The organism is Limnohabitans sp. TS-CS-82, assembly GCF_002943475.1.
The window spans coordinates 778,672-793,287 of sequence record NZ_PTQX01000002.1 but is presented as its reverse complement, the minus strand read 5'-3'; the positions used below and the strand labels follow the sequence as shown (position 1 = coordinate 793,287).

Below are 14,616 nucleotides of genomic sequence, written 5' to 3'. Positions count from 1 at the left end.
GCCACCGCCTGATCACACTTAATAACGCCACGTTGATCACTCCTGTGCCTCCTGCTCAATGCTGAGCAGGACAGTTTGACTACGTGGGTCAAATTTGGATGCAAATACCTAGGTTTAGTGGCTCACTATTGGATGCAATTCAACAAGCTATGACAACGCGCTGGCCGAAACGATTAACGGGCTGTACAAGACCGAGTTGATTCACCGCCGTGCGCCTTGGAAAACGAAGGAGTCTGTGGAATTGGCAACTCTTGAATGGGTGTCTTGGTTCAACCACCACCGACTGCTGGAGTCGATTGGGTATATTCCACCTGCCGAGGCTGAGGCCAACTACTATCGGCAACTCGCTGAGAAGGCCAACACCGAAGTGTTAACTTAAACCAACTGGCCTCCTCGAAATGCGGGGCGATTCAGCTTCAACTAGCAATAGGAAGCGCTGTTTATAAACAAGCTCAAGAGCTAGTGATTCAAAAAGTGACCAAGCCGAAAAAAGGGATTGGCTTTGTGATCTAAGAAGGATTTTTTCGAAAGATTAGATTTTTTTCTTGCACTCCTCTTCTTCGAGAAATTTTTTAAGTTCCTCACTGCGATTTTTCATTTGCATGTATCCTAAAAATGTTGCCAAAGATTTGTGCCCTGTCATTGCGAGAATGTCCTCAAACTTGATTGATTCGTCCTCGCACATCCTGCTCGTCGCTTCGTGTCGTAAGTCGTGAAAACGAAAATTCTTGACCTTTGCACGCTTGCGTAGGCTTATGAATGCTTCGCATACAGCATCAGCAGATGGAAATTGGTGAAATATGCGATCTTCGCCAGCAGGGCAAGTTTGCTTTTGTGAGGCAATGATTTGGCGAGCTTTTGTAGATAGAAAAATTGTTCGTTTTATTTTGGTTTTTGAGTTCAATTTTGGAATTATCAAATCGAAACCATGATTACGAATGTCGCTGAATTTTGCAAGCGTGATTTCTTGTTCACGCATAGTGGTGTCTCGATATGCGAGGTACTCGTCAATCACTGAGTCAATTGTGAATTTTTTGCCGTTTGTGATGGGGGCGCCCCTAGCTAGGGTTTTGAGTTGTTCTTCGCGCCAAGCTATTGCGGTACTTTTTTTCGTGAAGCGTTTTTGAATTGACTTTTCGCCGCTCCGATTGATTCGTGCTTCGAACCGAATCTGACCAGACTTCAGCACGATCTTGCTGACGCCATCTTCTGAGAACTCTCGTGCTGTCATGTGTAAACCTTTAAGAATTTCCACGATTGTGGGTTTTCTGTGGGTTTTTGTAAATTATGAAGGTAAATTATTCTATAAGCCTATGAATTTGTTCGTTTTATGTAGAGTTTTTCCTTTGGTACGTACTCCCCTGCTAAGGGAGTATGGGGTGTAGAGCCTCATCGAGGGTTCGAATCCCTCCGTTTCCGCCAGCAAACCCTAAAAAGCCGTTGTTAATCAACGGCTTTTTTCATTTCTGTGTTTTAAAGATGTATTTCAAGACACATCGTCAAAGTCACACCGTCGACGGGCATTAGCCAATCTATATCAGGCCTCGTACAGAAGCCAACCGATCGGTACGCCGCTATCTAGACGTAACCACTCGGTCACGACATCGCGTTCGATGCTCACATTGATGGCGCCAGAGGGCAGAGGAATTTGTTGGTGCGTATAAAGTGGCCTGGCTTTGTGCTTGGGCGACGCACGTTGTGAGTGAGATAAAACGCGCCCATCTCTGTCCGTCACCAACACAGACAGCACCTGAATGTCTGCCAGTGTTTGCTTTAAGCGGGTTTCAAGATAATACGAAAAAATTGAGCGAACAAACTCAGATATCCATCAGTGCATGCGCGATCAAACCGGCAATGCTGATGCAATTGCTGCTGTGCACCACCGAGTTGGTGCTCCAAATGCAGTTGACGCCCGCCGTCTGGATGAGTTGCATGGCATCGTCAGAAAACAGCGCATGGATGACGGCCACATCTACAGACTGAGCCCCTGCCTGGCGCAGCAATCTCGCCGTTTGAGCGAGGGTGTGCCCACTGCTGGCGATGTCATCCAACAAGACAACCGCACGTCCGGTCACATCGACGTCGGGCAAAGCAATCTCAACGTGTCGATCGCCACGGCGGATTTTTTTGCACACCGCATGGTCGAGCCCATGTGGCTTGGACGCCTCGGTGATCCATTGTTCGGACTCTTCGTCAGGCCCCATCAGCAAGATATCGGGGCACTGCTGAAACGCGTAGTCAGACAGCAAAGACGCGGCGCTTAAGGCCAAGGCTTGTTGAGCTGGCACAGCCTCTTGTAATGTTGCGACGCGGTGCAGGTGCGGATCCACGGTGATCACCGCATTAAACAAATCAGCCAAGTGTTGTCCCACAATTTTTTGGCTGATGGCCTCACCAGGAAAAAAAGCGACATCTTGGCGCATATAGGCCAGATAAGGCGCGACCAACGTGAGGTGCTTGGCGCCGAGTTGGCGCGCTGTTCGTGCGGTCAATAAGAGTTCAAGTAATTTCGCGTTAGGGTTGTTGAGTGAGCGCAGCACCACCACGCGAGGTGGCAGATTTGGGGGCAGGCGAAGTTTGATTTCTCCATCCGGAAAAACATGTAGCGCCACTTGGCATCGCGATAACCCTGCGGCGTCCGCAATCTGTGTTGCCAATTCTATTTCGTCTTCAAAGTAAAGCAACATACTTGGCGTTTGCATCAAAACTCCACAAAGGCATGAGGCACATCGTCCGCGTTGCCAACGCTGTAGCCGGTCGATTTTTGACAGGCCTGACGGGCGAATTGCAAATCGGATGGAAATTGCGCGTAGACGCGGTAGAGCAAGTCACCGAGCTCAACTTTTTCACCCAACTTTTTGACCAGATCAACACCTGCTTGACGAACCTTGGGCGCTCCGGCAAAGCCTGCGATGCGTGCGAGTTGAAAATTGTCGATGCTGCTGACAACGCCCGCCCGCTCGGCGCAGACATCCAAACTTAAAGGCCCCAAGTTCAGATCGTTGTGATCGAACGGGTGGGCGCCTTGGGCTTGGATGATGTCATTCATTTTGCTCAAGGCGCGTCCTGAATCCAGAATATCGCGCGCGATTGCAAACCCATCTCCGCCGCGCACATCGGGGCTGAATTCGATCAGTCGCCCAGCCAGACGCAGAGATTTTTGGCGCAAATCGTTGGGCGCACGCGGGTCGTTCTCCAGCACCCGCATGACATCGCGCGCCTCAAGAACTGGGCCAATGCCGTAACCAATGGGCTGACGCCCATCGCTGATGACGACATCCAATGACAACTTCAAACGGTTCGCCACATATTCAAACAAACGCCTCAGTTTTTGGGCCTCTGGCATGGAGCGAACCTTGGCGGTCGGTCCGATGGGGATGTCCAGCACCAAGTGCGTGGAGCCTGCGGATATCTTTTTCGACAGAATGGACGCGACCATCTGCGCTGGCGAGTCCAAAGACAAAGGTCGCTCGACTGAAATCAGCACATCGTCCGCTGGCGACAGATGCGCGGCACCTCCCCAAGTGAGGCAGCCATGATGCGCTCGCACAATGGCTGCCATTTTTTCAAAAGGCAGTTCGACTTGGGCCAGCACTTCCATGGTGTCTGCTGTGCCGGAGGGTGAGGTGATGGCGCGCGACGATGTTTTGGGGCAGACCATGCCATGCGCTGCCACGATGGGTACGATCAACATCGAGGTGCGATTGCCTGGAATGCCACCAATGCAATGCTTGTCCACCACCAGTCGCTCTTTCCAGTCTAAGCGTCGTCCGGCTTCGATCATGGCCTGAGTCAGGTAGTAGACCTCTTCTCGGTCCAGCTCGTCTCGGTGGGTCGCCACCACAAAAGCGGTCAGTTCGATTTTGGAATAGTGGTGGTCGGCCACATCGTGAATGATGGCGCGAAAGTCATTGAGCTCCAATCGTTCACCCGCCAGTTTGCGATGCAAGGCTTGAATCGATGCCGGCGGGTCGGCTTGTGACACGGTCACCAGTTCACCGTTGGGTAAACCCAGTTGTGCAAAGGCCGCGTTGGAGAGGCCCAGCTCATTGCAAGTCAAGAAATCGCCGTTTTCGACCACATTCAGCGTAGCCAAAATGCTCGCCCCATTGGCGCACACTTCCACTTTGGACAGCGCCTTGAAACCTTCGGTGCGATAGATCTCGCAATCTTGGTGCATGTACGCCACGTTCTCGTGGTACGTGTCAATCGACATGCGCCGCAAGCTCAGGCGCCCACTGACAGGGCATTCGCTTTGGGGCGTCGTCGTCGTCTTTTTGAGTTTGCTCATAGGTCCAAGGTTAACGGACCATTTGGGTCATGTTCCACATGGGCAAGAAAATGCCTAGCAAGAGGGGGCAACCAAGCTGGCCACGAAGCATGTATTTGCATCGATGCGCCAATTTTTCTAAGGCGCCAGCGATTTGTTTTTGTGCGTGTCAGTTGGGAAAGATATGACGATTTATGTAGCAATTGTCGATTTAATGCGTAAAAGTTAAAAAATATCAATTTAAATTAATACTTAACAGTTATCTGTGTAATACTCTTGTTCATGTTTTGAGACCTTGATGACTACCTAGGCATTGAATGCTGCGGGTGAAAGAGGGGCAAGACGCTATACCGAATTGGCAGGAGTTTGAGATGAAAAACATGGAACATGATCAGGTAGGACACAGCACCAAAGCGCGACGTCGCCCTTATATGGTTGTGGTGTTGGTTCTCGTCACGATCCTAGTCTGTGTTTTTGGGTTTCTAAATTTGCGCAGCGCCCTGATCGAAAGCAAAGAGCAGTTAGCGGCGTCTTTTGCCCAGCGCATTCTTTCAGCGTTGATGCTCAATGACGAGCAGCAAGTGGCTTCATTGATGAAGTCTTTAGAGGGGGTTCCTGGTGTGCAAGTCGCTGAACTGGTGGCCAACAACGGCCAAACTTTAGCCAGCTATTCGCGTTCAGGTTTGCCAGTTGATTACGCCCAACAGGCTCAGTTTGAATTGGCGACGCACTTGGATGACAACAAACTTCACATCATGGTTCCGGTGTCGTTTGATACCCAAATCATTGCCAATTTGTATTTGTCGATCGACTTGTGGGCCTCGTGCGCGCCTTATTTTGTCTGGCTTGGTGGTGCCTTGTTTGTGTTCGCCGCGCTGTATCTGCTTGTCAAACAGCGCAATGTCAAGATTCGTATTGAAAAAATCACGCAGCCTCCTTCATCTGGGGGCGGTGGTACGACGTTTAATGTAGACAGCGCGATGCGCCAAGCACTGACAGAGGCGGACATCACGTTGAAGTACCTGCCGATCATGCGTTTGGCTGACAAGGGTTTATTTGGTGTTGAAGTGCTGGTGAGTTGGCTGCACCCATCTGGACAGCGATTGAATATTTCTCCAGCAGATTTCATCGCGCTGGCTGAGCAAAGCGGTATGTTTTTACCTTTTGGATCTTGGGTGATGACGACCGCTTGTCAGCAAGCTGCGATTTGGCATCGTCAACACGGTCCTTTGGTTTTGTCTCTGAATTTGTCAGCCAGCCAATTGCAAAATCCGACGGTGGTTGATCAAATTCATGAGGCGTGTGCTGCCGCTCAATTTCCACATCAATTTATTGAATTTGAAGTGAATGAGTCGCTTCTGTTGCGCCAGCCTGAATTGATGAAGCAAGCGGTTCAAAACTTTGTAGATAAAGGCATGAGTTTGACTTTGGATCGATTTGGTTCAACCCATCAATCTGTCGCGCTGTTACAAAGTTTGCCCATTCGGAAGATCAAGCTAGATCACAAAATGCTGGATATCGCTTCAGAAGACGCCGAACTCAGCAGCACATTGCACATGATGACTGCGTTTGCGATGGCCATGAATGTGAATGTCATGGTCGATGGGGTTAATTCAGCCGCACAACGCCAATCGTTGCACGCGATGGGATGTGTTTTGGGGCAGGGGGCTTATTGCGGTGTTGCCATGTCTGCGGATGAGTTCTCAGAGTTTTTAGCTTGCCGTTCTCTGATTGGGCCAGTACCTATGCCTTTTGTTCAAGCGCGGGCCTCAGAGCCGCTTGGGCGTGGGGCTGATTTTGTTCCGCAATCACCCATCACTGCTTAATTAAGAAAGCCCCTCTTCGGGGCTTTTTAACGTGTCGAACAAATTAGTTCGCACAGAGGATGTGTGCATTATTTGCACATCTTTATGCTTTCAACAGCTTAAAAACAAGGCAACACTTTGTCCGTGTCTATGGGTTTAGACAAATAGCCGACCGCTGGAAAGTGTCGGCTGATGCAGGCGCGCATTTGTTGCTCATCCGTGACCAAGTGAAGGTTGCTCTGAACGATGGCGCTTTTACGTGCCAAGGCTTGAATAGCCGAGGGTTGTAATCCGAGTGATTGAAGTGCGGCAAGACTGAGCGTGTCTTGACCCGGCATAAAGCAGGCAGAGAGTGGTAGATCGCCTACGCGAACAGGAACACCTGAGTAAATGTCGATCAAGTCACGAATCGATACGCCAATGACATCAGGCGCCGCGCTCATGGATGCCAAAGAAAACTGTTCCGAAGCATCAGCTACGTTTTGAGCCTCTGTGTTGCCTGTTCGCGAGCAATGCCAAATTGGATCAGCCCACAAAGATGTGGCGCATGTGACGAGTGCCAATGTGCTTAGGCAGCGGGCTAGTTTTGTGAGCCGGAGTTTCATGGTTGCAACATGGCGGTGTTAGCCGTCAAACCCTTTGGTGCGCAATCAGGGCATTTGTCACTTTGCTGCACGTTGCGTAAAAACTTAGGTAACTCTTGCCAAAAATCAGCGGGCGATCTGTCAGGGCGTTGTGACAGCCACAAAGACACAAAACCGGAAACAACGGGGGCGGCAAAGCTGGTGCCCACGCCGCGAAATTCTGTCATTGGCCGCTCAGAACCAAAGAAATCTAAATCGTAGGTGGCAATTTTGAGCTTGTTGACACTCCATGGCTCATCGCTGCTGAGCTTCTTGCCGCCACCAGGGGCATACACCACCGTACGTTTGTCTAGTGCTGAATAGACTTCAATTCGATTTTCAGCGTCAACGGCACCAACGGAAATCACACCTTGGCAATTGGCAGGTTCGGGCAACGGTTTTTGAAAGTTGTTGCCAGCGGCGGCCACAATGAATATTTTTCTGTCAATGAGTGTTTGGATGAGCTGCTGGAGGTCTGGGCCGCACACCGGACTGCCGCCTGCTAGGCTCAAATTGATGATGCGCGCAGGATTGGCATTGAGTGGCACGCCTGCTACCGGCAAACCTGCTGACCAAGCAATGGCGTCTAGCAAATCTTTACGACTCATGCCACATGCGCCAAACAAACGCACAGGTAAAACTCGGGCTGAGGTGTTGACGCCAAAAGCGCCATCGACCCCATTGCCTGCAACCAAGCTTGCGACTTCCGTGCCGTGTGTGCGAAAAGCAGCGGACATTAATTTGTTACCGCAACGTGCTTCGCGCTCATCAGGGCTGAAGTTGGGAGAACGACCACCTCGCAAATTATTGGGGGGCGACAACATGTCATAGCCTGGCAACAACACGCCTGCCAAACTGGGGTGATCGGCAATCACGCCGCTGTCGATGACTGCCACAACGATCGTGTTCAAGCCGGGCTTGACATGGTTGGTGTTGATGGCTGCGGGAGCGGGTTGTTTTGGGCGAGCCGCCCCTAAATGCCACGGTGCCTCCTGCGCCATAGATGCGCTAATGGCTAGCGTCAATGTCGCAATGAGAAATGAACCGTAACGTCGCATTGAGTTCCCTTGTTGTTGGAATAAGTAAATTAGATAATATTCATTAATTCATGACAATTTTAAACAAAATAGCTACTTAATTTTAATTTGACGTAGGTTTATTCTTGAAAAACTGCAGCTTCACAAGGCAATGTGATGGTGATGGTGGCCAAACCTTGCGTTGGAATGTGGCGCTTGATTTGACCTTGGTGCCTGTCGATCACGGTATCGATGAAATCTAGGCCGAGTCCAAATCCAGCGAGCAGGTGTTCGTCTGTTTTTGTCGCGACGGTATTTTTCAGGCTGATGCAAACTTCTTGCACACAAGGTTGTGAAATTTGGAGTGTGATGCTGCTGTGCTGTGGAGAAAACTTGACAGCGTTCACTAGCAGATTGACCAAAGCCCGGACCATCAGTCGGGTGTTCACCTTCACAAAAAGCGGCAAAGCTTCGCTCTCGTCCACGATGCTAAGTTGTTTGCTGAATGCGAGATCGCGTACTTTCTCAATGGCATCATTCAGCAACTCATCCACCAACACGGTTTGCAGGCTGTAGTGAGGCTGTTGTGCCGTGATGGTGAGGATGAAGTCGTCCATCATTTGCAGCAGCGTTTGTGAATGCTGAACAATCTTTTGCCGTTGCACACGCGCTTGGGGATCTTCGATCACGCCTTTCGGGGGGCGAGTTAATGACATGATGGAGGCGAGAGGCGTTCGCATGTCATGCGACAAAAACTGCAACGCTCGGTCGCGTTGATTTTGGTATTGCCGCAACTCTGTGATGTCCAGCAAGATCAGCAGATGAAAACTCTCGCCATTGGGTGCGTTGACAGACGTGCTTTTCAAATAAAAGTCTCGCAGACCGAGCGATGTTTCTAATTGAAAGGGGGGCGATGCGGTTGAGTCTGCCAAGGGTTGAGGCAGTTGTAGGGTTTCGAAAAAGATGGACCGCTGACTGCCTGGGGTCAGCTGCGTTTCGTTGAGCAATTGTTTGATGCGCTGGTTGCTCAACAGTAATTCATCGCGTTGGTCAAAGATGACCACGGCGTCGGGCATTTCATCAATGATGGCAGACAAAAAGTTCAGCTCGCTGCGCACCGAGTCGATGGCGTGGTCGAGCAGTTTGGCATGCTGTAAAACCACTTCATGTGAGTTCACGATGTCGTGTTGAATTCGATGCGTGTGTCTGAACTCACGCAGCAAAGTGGCTTTTTCTTGCACGAAATTCACAATTGCATCCAAGCGTCCCCAAGCCCAAAGCGGTTGCAAGATCACGGTGACCAATAAAAATGCGGTTGGATCGAGCCAGTAATTTTCTTGCGTCAATGCGGCATAGCTGGCGCCAACGCTGATGGCCATCAGCGTCACAGCAAACGCTAAGGCATGGTGAGGCGACAAGATCAACAAGCTCAAAAGCATCAAAATGACAGCGAAGCATGAAATACCAAACACCATGGATGACGGTGCCACATCAATCAAGGCTTGGTTCAGCGATGCATTGAGTACGCTGGCCAAAATGGCAACCCCGGGTGTGCTGGCGTTGTGTTGGCCCGAGTAGATCGTGGGGTAGCGATCGCCAAGACTGGGCGCTGTGACGCCAATCAATACGTATTTGTCTTTGAACAAAGGCAAAAAAGCATTGGATGTCAGGGCGTCAGACAGTGACACCAATGGAAAACCAATGCTTGGGTCGACCATGCGAAACCGTTGGTAAGGCTTGGTGTTTGTCCCATCCAGTCCTTGCAAGGCGAAAGCAAAGTGAGGCCATTGTTGCTCTCTTGCTTGGAAACCTCGGATCACGCCGTCCACATCAAACAAGGCGTTGATGTGCCCTAGCGTCACTGCCGCGTCGAGAGGTGCAACGGGTGGGGTGGGGCGAAAGTGATGTCGCGCATCGTCTTGCAGTTCAAACACCAGCGGCAAGACGGTGTTGTGGCGTTTCATTTGTTCGGCAAACGCAGGGTCTTGATCGCTTCGATCCAAAAAAAGCAGATCAAAGCCAATCGCTTTAGGACGATAGCGGTCGTCATCTAGCCGTTCAAGCAGCTGTGTGTAGCGATTGCGTTTGAGTGGCCACCCTCCAAGCTCTGTGAGCGAGCGATCATCGACGGCCACGATCACGATGTCTTGGGTGGCTTTGAACCCATGTAAGCGCATCAAATGGTCATACAAGACGTTGCCGAATGGTCGCGCTAAATCTGCAAATATCAGGATGGCGAGAATTCCGAGCACGGAGAGTGACGTGAGCCACCATTCGCGCCTGAGCAAGCTCTTTTGTTCGCGACGGCTATTCACTGCGCAGCCGTGGGGAGTGCGATCAATTCAAAAGCCCCAGACTGATGTACACCCGCTTGGTCTGCCGAGGCTTTTGCCAAGGGGTAGGACAGAGACCAGTTGTAATAACCAGGGCGCAGGTCTTTGACCGCAAATTTTCCATTCAACGCGGTGAGGTTGTGGGTGCGAATGACTTCTTGGTAAAGCGCGCCGTTTTGTCGATTCAGAGTGAATGCAATGGATGAGCCATCGGCCAGTGGCGTGTCAAACACGGCGCTGCATCGCGCTTGTTCTGTGCTGGCGGGGGCGGCACAAAAAGCCATCAGTGCAGGCGAGCCCAAAAGCCCGTTCTTTGAAACGGCCGCCACTTGATAGAACATCGCTTGGTTGATCAAGCGGTCGATTCTGAACTCTGGGGTGGCCCATTGCTGCGTTCGTCGCAGACCACTCAAATTGGCGGTGGTGGCGATGTCGGCTTGAAAGCTGCCTGCGTTGTCCATGTGCTGCAGTTGCACTGACACTTCGGTTGGATGGCTGGCCGATTTGGAGAAGCTGGCATAGCGCGGCGGCGGCAACAAAGCTTCGGGGTCAGAGGCTTTGCCTGAGGGGTCAATGGTGACGCCCATGCCCTGCGTCAAGTCAACGGATTCGAGGTCTGCATTGCCCTGAGTTTTGACAATGCCTTCGGTGACTTCAACCAAACTACTTTGGGTTTCTGGTGAAAAGCCAACGCGAAATTGGGTGCCTCGCACGCCCATGACCGAGCGTGGCGTTCGAATTTCAAAGGGCGTCAGGGGCGAGCGCTCTTTCATGACATCAAGTTCAACACGCCCATTGGCCAGTTCCAAGCGCACTTCTGGCGCTTTTTCTAGTGCGTTCTTGCGCAGGGTGCTGAGTTTCAGAACAGCGCCAGAAGGCAAGCGCATGATGGAACTGTCTTCTAGCAACAGCGCCGTATGGCAACCTGCGGGCACTTTGATCAGGGCGCCTTCATGCAGAGGGGTGCCAACGAGCAGCTTGGTACTGCCTTGCTCTGGGTTGTAGCTGCTCGCGCATGACATGCCCATCACACGCGCGACGGAGGACCAGTGCTTCACGCTTTGACGAGGAATGGACAAAGTTTGCCCGACGGTGATGCGATCGGCATCTTCAAGCAGGTTGATGCGTGCGACTTGACTGATGCCTGCTGAAGACACGAAATACTTGCGTGACAACTCTAGCAAAGTGTCGCCAGATTTGACTTTGTAGGCGATCAAGTCTTGTGCTTCATCGGAGGGCAACACACTCAAGGCGTGAGCATGAGTGACGAAAAGCGCCGTAACACCGAGCCATGAAATACCTAAGCCACGAGAGAGTCTAGTCATCGGGATGTCCTTCATGAACGGTCATCAATCGGTAACCGTAGCCGTGTACGGGGCGCAGGCGTAGGTGCATAGAGGTCGCCGATAAATCGAGCTTTTTGCGAATCCAAGCAATGTGCACGTCGAGTGTGCGCGACAGAGCCTGCATGTCGTTGCCCCACACTTCGTGGGTGAGTCGTTCGCGAGAGATGGCGCGCTCTGCGTTTTCGAACAAAAACAAAGCCAGCTTGAATTCTTTTTCCGACAAGGTTTGCGTTTTGTTTTGAAACGTGACGGTGTTGGCCACTTTGTTGAACTTGTAGTCCAGCAGGGTGCGTAGGCTCTCTTCGTCATTGCGGTCACGGTAGGTGCGACGCAGCAGCGCTGCAACACGGGCCAAAAACTCTTTAGGGCGAACAGGTTTGACACAGTAATCATCGGCGCCCGCGTTCAGTGCATCGGTGATGTCGAGTTCGTCAGAGCGGCTGGTCAAGAACAAAACAGGCTCTTGCAGCGATTTGACTTGGCGAATGTGTTTGAGTACGTCAAAGCCCGATAAGCGCGGCACACGCCAGTCGAGCACAAACAAATCAATGGTGTCTCGGCCAATGGCCTTGACCATGTCTTCTCCATTGCTGAACGTGCTGACGGCATGGCCTGCGCCCTCCAAAATCTCGCGCACGTGTTGGGCGAGATCTGGTTCGTCTTCAAGTAGTCCTATATACATCAATTTATTCTAATTGACGTATGTAGTGAATTACAAAGTGTTGGTTAATGCTTTTACAAGCGTATCGTCGATTTCAGGCATCACGCCAAACCAGGATTTGAAGGCGGGACGTGCTTGGTTGAGCAACATGCCCAAGCCATTGACGGTGGCATTGCCTCGCTGTCGTGCTGCGGCGAGCAAGGGGGTTTCCAGTGGCACATAAATGGCATCAGACACCAAGGCGGAGACCGGCAATTCGTGCAGCTGCAAATCTAGCTCGGGCTGGCCATGCATGCCTTGGTTGGTGGTGTTGACCAACAAAGCGGCACCTGCCAAGGCTGCGTGGCGTTGCGACCAATCGAAAGCTTTCACGGGCGTGCCAAACTCTTCGGCCAGTGCCTGTGCTTTGCCAAACGTGCGGTTGATCAGGCGAATTTCGGTGGCACCTTCGTCCATCAAACTCAACACAATGGCGCGCGCTGCGCCACCTGCGCCCAGTACGACGATGGGGCCCGCATCGGCACGCCAACTGGGTTGGGCGTCGCGCAGGCTTTGCAGGTAGCCAAATCCGTCGTTGTTGAAGCCATGCAAGGCGCCATCGGCTTGCACCACGATGGTGTTGATGGCGCCCATGCGCTGGGCCAGCGGTTGCACCCAATCCATGTAAGCCATGGCGGCAACTTTATGAGGAATGGTGAGGTTGCAACCCGCGAGTCCCAAGGCTTTGAGGCCGCGGATCGCGTCACCCAAGTTGTGGGGCTCGACCGGAAACAGGCCGTAAGCGCCCCGCAGTTGGTACTGACGAATCCAGTGGTTGTGAATCAGGGGCGAGCGCGAGTGGGCCACCGGCCAGCCCATGACGCCCGCCATGATGAATGTGTTGTCCATGTTGTTTTCAGTGTCAAAGAGCCGCAATGGTAGCCAATGAACGGCGCTTTTCGCTGACGAATCGGCGACGCCTCAGCCGGGTGAGCCGGTCGCCTTGCGCCAAGAATGTGTGTGGCTCAGTGCGCAGCGCGCGCGGCTTTGAACCAGTCCAAGCCCGCCGATGTACCGCCGGGTTGACCGCCCAAGCGTGGTCGGTATTCACAGCCCACCCAGCCTTGCCAGCCGCAGGCCTGCGAGACCTCGTCAATGACGGCAAACAAATACGGGTAGTTGAGTTCACCGATGTCGGGTTCGTGGCGCTCCGGCACGCCCGCGATTTGAAAATGTCCGACGCGTCCGGTGGGCAGGTATTGGCGAATCTTGCTCGCCACATCGCCCTCGACGATTTGGCAGTGGTACAGATCCATTTGCACCTTCAGGTTGTCGGCGCCGACCATGCCAATGATGTCGTGGGCGTGATCTTGGCGGTTCAAAAAGAAGCCCGGAATGTCACGGGTGTTGATGGGTTCAATCAACACATCGCGGCCCGCTTTGGCCGCCAAGGCTGTGGCCCATTGGAGGTTCGCCACATAGGTGCTCAAGTTGCTGGCGCGTGTCTGGCCCTCGCCAAGCAAGCCCGCCATGAGGTGAATGCGCGGGCAGTTCAAGGCGTCGGCATAGGTCAGCGCCAATTCGACGCCTTGGCGAAACTCAACCTCTCGCCCAGGGATGCTCGCCGTGCCGCGCGTATTGCTGTTCCATGCGGCATCGATGCTGGCTGCATCTGTGCCGCCGGGTGGGGCGTTGAACAGCACTTGTTGAAGCTGGTGGTCTTTGAGGCGCGCTGCCAATTCTTCTTTGGCAAAAGCGTAGGGAAACAAATATTCCACCGCAGTAAAACCGTCTTGGGCCGCGGCTTCAAAGCGGTCCAGAAACGGCAACTCGGGGTACATCATGGAAAGGTTGGCGGCGAATTGAGGCATGGGGCGTGTCCTTACCAACGCGCGCCAAAGGCGTCGCGCAGTTCTTGAAGTTGGGTCTGTGACAAGGGGGAAATGGGGGCGGGCGTCAGCGTGGCCAAACGCGCGGTTTCTTCCAGCTCTTCCAGCGTGGCCATGGCCGAGGCGGGCGAGTCGTGCCACACATTGGGGCCTAAGCGTGACAGCATGACGGCGCGAATCGGTGTGCCTTGTTGGCCGTAGCGCAAGATGGCGCGTTCTACCGCGTCTGCTGCGGCCACCGCACCGGGGCGGTGGTAGTCGATCACCGGCACATGACCGACTTTCATCACGAAGTAGGGCGTCACCGCGGGCAACAGTTCGCGTGGTTCTGCCGTGGTGTGCGTCACGTCATCGCGCAGCGTGAGTGCGACGCAGTGGGTGCTGTGGGTGTGAATCACGCAGCGAATGTGGGCGTCAAACTGACGCGCTGCCGCGTAAATGCGGGTGTGCAGCGCGATGGTTTTGCTGGCTCGGTCACCGCTGACTTGTTCGCCTTGCAGGTTGAGCTTGGACAAACGCGCGGGGTCTAAAAAACCCAAACAGGCGTCGGTCGGCGTGATCAAAAAACCATCGTCCAAACGCACGCTGATGTTGCCTGCCGTCGCATGCACATAGCCACGGGCAAACAAACTTTGTCCCACGCGACAGATTTCTTCACGGGCTTGGTTTTCAGTGAGTGCGGTCATGCCAACGC

The 14,616-nt window shown here is 52.8% G+C and carries 12 protein-coding genes and 1 pseudogene; 2 read left to right on the top strand and 11 right to left on the bottom strand.

Going from position 1 to position 14,616, the window contains the following annotated elements; translation table 11 throughout:
- Positions 1–139: 139 nt before the first annotated feature.
- Positions 140–379: pseudogene (locus C5F52_RS08150) on the top strand (integrase core domain-containing protein); the annotation flags it as partial.
- 153 nt (positions 380–532) lie between these two features.
- Here C5F52_RS08150 and C5F52_RS08145 read toward each other — a convergent pair.
- From C5F52_RS08145 to C5F52_RS08130, 3 genes are all read right to left on the bottom strand, one after another.
- Positions 533–1,255, bottom strand: a complete 723-nt coding sequence (locus tag C5F52_RS08145) for a tyrosine-type recombinase/integrase (protein ID WP_161499669.1) — start codon at positions 1,253–1,255, stop codon at positions 533–535.
- Between the two features lie 562 nt (positions 1,256–1,817).
- Positions 1,818–2,702 (bottom strand): ribose-phosphate diphosphokinase, encoded by an 885-nt coding sequence (locus C5F52_RS08135; RefSeq protein WP_104797793.1) that lies wholly within the window; start codon positions 2,700–2,702, stop codon positions 1,818–1,820.
- Positions 2,702–4,291 carry a thymidine phosphorylase family protein gene (locus C5F52_RS08130; protein ID WP_104797792.1) on the bottom strand — a complete coding sequence of 530 codons (1,590 nt, stop codon included), beginning with the start codon at positions 4,289–4,291 and terminating at the stop codon, positions 2,702–2,704. Before C5F52_RS08130 ends, C5F52_RS08135 begins: the two co-directional genes overlap by 1 nt.
- Positions 4,292–4,641: 350 nt before the next feature.
- On the opposite strand from C5F52_RS08130, the gene C5F52_RS08125 reads away from it, so the two are divergent.
- The gene (locus C5F52_RS08125; protein ID WP_161499668.1) at positions 4,642–6,096 is read left to right on the top strand and encodes an EAL domain-containing protein; all 1,455 of its coding nucleotides are present in this window, start codon (positions 4,642–4,644) and stop codon (positions 6,094–6,096) included.
- 98 nt (positions 6,097–6,194) lie between these two features.
- Here the strand turns inward: C5F52_RS08125 and C5F52_RS08120 are convergent, their stop codons facing one another.
- The 8 genes from C5F52_RS08120 to C5F52_RS08085 form a co-directional block, all read right to left on the bottom strand.
- Complete coding sequence (locus C5F52_RS08120) at positions 6,195–6,518, bottom strand: hypothetical protein (protein ID WP_104797790.1); 324 nt, start codon at positions 6,516–6,518, stop codon at positions 6,195–6,197.
- A 158-nt stretch (positions 6,519–6,676) separates the two neighbouring features.
- Positions 6,677–7,756 carry a S8 family serine peptidase gene (locus tag C5F52_RS08115; RefSeq protein WP_104797789.1) on the bottom strand — a complete coding sequence of 360 codons (1,080 nt, stop codon included), beginning with the start codon at positions 7,754–7,756 and terminating at the stop codon, positions 6,677–6,679.
- Positions 7,757–7,854: 98 nt separating this feature from the next.
- On the bottom strand, positions 7,855–9,966 hold the full coding sequence (locus C5F52_RS08110; protein WP_161499667.1) for a CHASE2 domain-containing protein: 2,112 nt from the start codon (positions 9,964–9,966) through the stop codon (positions 7,855–7,857).
- A 59-nt stretch (positions 9,967–10,025) separates the two neighbouring features.
- Positions 10,026–11,372: a FecR domain-containing protein gene (locus C5F52_RS08105; protein WP_161499666.1), complete on the bottom strand. Its 1,347-nt coding sequence runs from the start codon at positions 11,370–11,372 to the stop codon at positions 10,026–10,028.
- The gene (locus C5F52_RS08100; RefSeq protein WP_104797786.1) at positions 11,365–12,075 is read right to left on the bottom strand and encodes a response regulator transcription factor; all 711 of its coding nucleotides are present in this window, start codon (positions 12,073–12,075) and stop codon (positions 11,365–11,367) included. The genes C5F52_RS08105 and C5F52_RS08100 overlap by 8 nt, the downstream gene beginning before the upstream one ends.
- A 30-nt stretch (positions 12,076–12,105) precedes the next feature.
- Positions 12,106–12,942 (bottom strand): shikimate dehydrogenase, encoded by an 837-nt coding sequence (locus tag C5F52_RS08095; protein ID WP_104797785.1) that lies wholly within the window; start codon positions 12,940–12,942, stop codon positions 12,106–12,108.
- 116 nt (positions 12,943–13,058) lie between these two features.
- Entirely contained in the window at positions 13,059–13,904 is an 846-nt protein-coding gene (gene otnI / locus C5F52_RS08090; protein WP_104797784.1) for a 2-oxo-tetronate isomerase, read from the bottom strand.
- Between the two features lie 11 nt (positions 13,905–13,915).
- Positions 13,916–14,608 carry an aldolase gene (locus C5F52_RS08085; protein ID WP_104797864.1) on the bottom strand — a complete coding sequence of 231 codons (693 nt, stop codon included), beginning with the start codon at positions 14,606–14,608 and terminating at the stop codon, positions 13,916–13,918.
- Positions 14,609–14,616 lie beyond the last annotated feature (8 nt).